At 37.6% G+C, this 2,639-nt stretch carries 1 protein-coding gene; it reads left to right on the top strand.

Annotated elements, in window-relative coordinates; all coding sequences use genetic code 11:
• Positions 1 to 129: 129 nt before the first annotated feature.
• Positions 130 to 2,616: a TonB-dependent hemoglobin/transferrin/lactoferrin family receptor gene (locus JMX82_RS14045; RefSeq protein WP_227676820.1), complete on the top strand. Its 2,487-nt coding sequence runs from the start codon at positions 130 to 132 to the stop codon at positions 2,614 to 2,616.
• Positions 2,617 to 2,639: the final 23 nt, after the last annotated feature.

Below are 2,639 nucleotides of genomic sequence, written 5' to 3'. Positions count from 1 at the left end.
CAATGTAACTATATTGTTTTATTATATGAAGAAACTATCAGCAATGTTATTAACAATTAATATTATTTCCTTTGACGACGAGGCTGATGTGAAGAAAATTGTGCTTATTTTTACTATAGGAAATTTGGAATGCACGAGGATTCAACTTATAAGAAGTCGATATATATACCTAGTCTTAAAGGTAAGTCTAAAACCCTATTAAGTATTCTTGTTGGAACTTTGATGTATCAATCAGCCATTGCGGATACTCAGCACCAAGAAGAAAACTTACCGATGTTACATATGGACACGATAACTGTTTATGCTAATAAGCAGCCCCCTATAAATGTAGGGGACGACCTTAAAACGGCCAAGACGATATCAGACAACCTAATTGACAGTGATAAAGATTTAGTCCGTTATAACCCTGATATAAGTGTGGCAGATGCAGGAAGATATGGTAGCAATGGCTACGCCATCAGAGGGGTAGATGGCAATAGGGTAGCTTTAAACTTAGATGGCGTTAGCTTGCCAGATAAGCAAGTCAATGAAATATTTTCAGCTTATGGATATATGTTTGAGGGTCGATTTTCACCCGATGTAGAGCTTCTGTCAGAGGTGGAGTTTGAAGTCGGGGCGGACTCTTTTAATTCTGGTAGTGGTGCAATGGGAGGGTCTGTTAGTTTCAAGACCAAAGACCCAGAAGATTTAATAAGACCTGATCGTCAACTTGGTGGTTATATCAAAACAGGTTATAGCAATAGCAATGAAGAATTTAGTAACGCTTTTGGTTTAGCAGGGAAAAACGATAAGGTTGAGGCAATAATTAATTATGTGCATCGTGAAGGACATGAAACAAAAAATCACCGAATGTTAGATTTCGATAAAAACAAACTAGATCCTGCCTATGATTTTATCAATGATCCAGACTATAAATATCCCTCTACAGGATACAGATCTAATACAGCAGCAATATTACCTGACCCATTAAGTTATACAACAGAGGCAACGTTAGCAAAGTTATACCTCCATTTGAACGAAGAAAACCGATTAGGTTTTCATGCCACTAAACAAAAAACGGATAGAGTATCCAATAACTTTACCAGAAAGACTTTTGCTTCAAGAATTGGTAAGGATACTGCAGAATTAGAAAGTTATGGCATCAGTCATAGATACCTACCTATTACTAGTGAGTTCATAGATGAGGTCAATACCACTTTAACTCAGCAAAAAATTACAGGAGTGGCTAATACAGAAACTTATAGCCAAGTATGGGGATCTGACTCTTATAGGGTAGATGGAGTGATGCATCGGCCTCAAGAGGACAAAACCATACAACTAAGTATAGAGGCAACAAGCTTACCGTTAGAAACTGAGAAGCTAGGCTCTCATACTTTGTCAGTTAATACAAAATATGCAAAGACGGACCATAGATTGACCTTAGAAGAAACTTATATTCCTTCTTCAGGCAACCCCAGTTCTTGGTACGATTTTATTGGGCCCTCAGTGAAGCAAGATATCTTCAATGTGGCCATTCAAGACAAAATAAATTTAACGGAAAAGCTCGATACGACGATTGGACTTCGGTATGACAATTATAACTACAAACCCTATATGGATGAAATCAATAAAAAAGGCATCGAGAAGGCGAGCAAATATTATCCGGTACGTATTGATTATGAGAATGGCGAGTTTGATCACAATAATAAAATGGACAATATAGGAGGGATGTTTTCCATAAACTACAAACTTAGCCCATATTTACAGACCCAGTATCAGCTATCTACAGGATTCATGGCACCCGCTACCAGCCAAATGTATTCAGCATTTGAGATGATGGGAAACAGTTTGACGCCCAATGTTCATCTTAAGCCTGAGAAATCTATCAATCATGAACTTAGCTTGTCTGGCCAGTTTCAAGATTTAAGTTTTACAGCTATAGGTTTCTATACTAAATATAGTGACTTTATCAGTTTGTTGAATTCTCAAGAGGAACAACAACGATGCTATGAAGATTATTCGACCGGCCAACCGGTTTGTTCACCCCTTTCTATAAATATACTCAGCGCCCAAAATATTGGTGACGCAGAGACTTATGGATTGCGTTTAGGAGGCGTATGGGATGTTGGACAGCTTGCTGACCTAGAAGGAGATATTCGAGTAATTGCTAATTTAAGTTATGCCAAAGATAAAACTGATAAAGGAACCAACTTACTTGCGACTCAGCCTTTGAATGTCACATTCGGGTTAGGTTATGAAGCCCCTAAAAAGGATTGGCAACTGTCTGCGAATCTAAGGTATTTAGGCAGAAAACATGCTGAAGACGCAAAAGTAGCTACCTTAGAATCAAATGGTTATAACATGCCTTATGAAAATGTCATTGCTCCTTATAAGCACATTGATAAGTCTAAATCGGCTTATGTATATGATGTTTATGGCAGTAAAAGACTAGGTTCTAATTTAAAACTATCAGCAGGGGTGTTTAATTTATTTAATGCTAAATATGTTCCATGGGACAACTTGCGTTCGTTAGCAGAATTAAACGTCAACTCTATGGTAGATGACCAAGGGGTTGGCATTGAAAGATTTACGGCACCAGGAAGAAATTACAAAGTAGGGTTAACCTACGAATTTTAGCCCATATGTCTTGGATAAAATAC

This window comes from Psychrobacter sp. 1044, assembly GCF_904846525.1.
Taxonomy (GTDB): domain Bacteria; phylum Pseudomonadota; class Gammaproteobacteria; order Pseudomonadales; family Moraxellaceae; genus Psychrobacter.
Note: the sequence above shows the minus strand (reverse complement) of the source record. Positions and strands in the feature narration are given on the sequence as shown.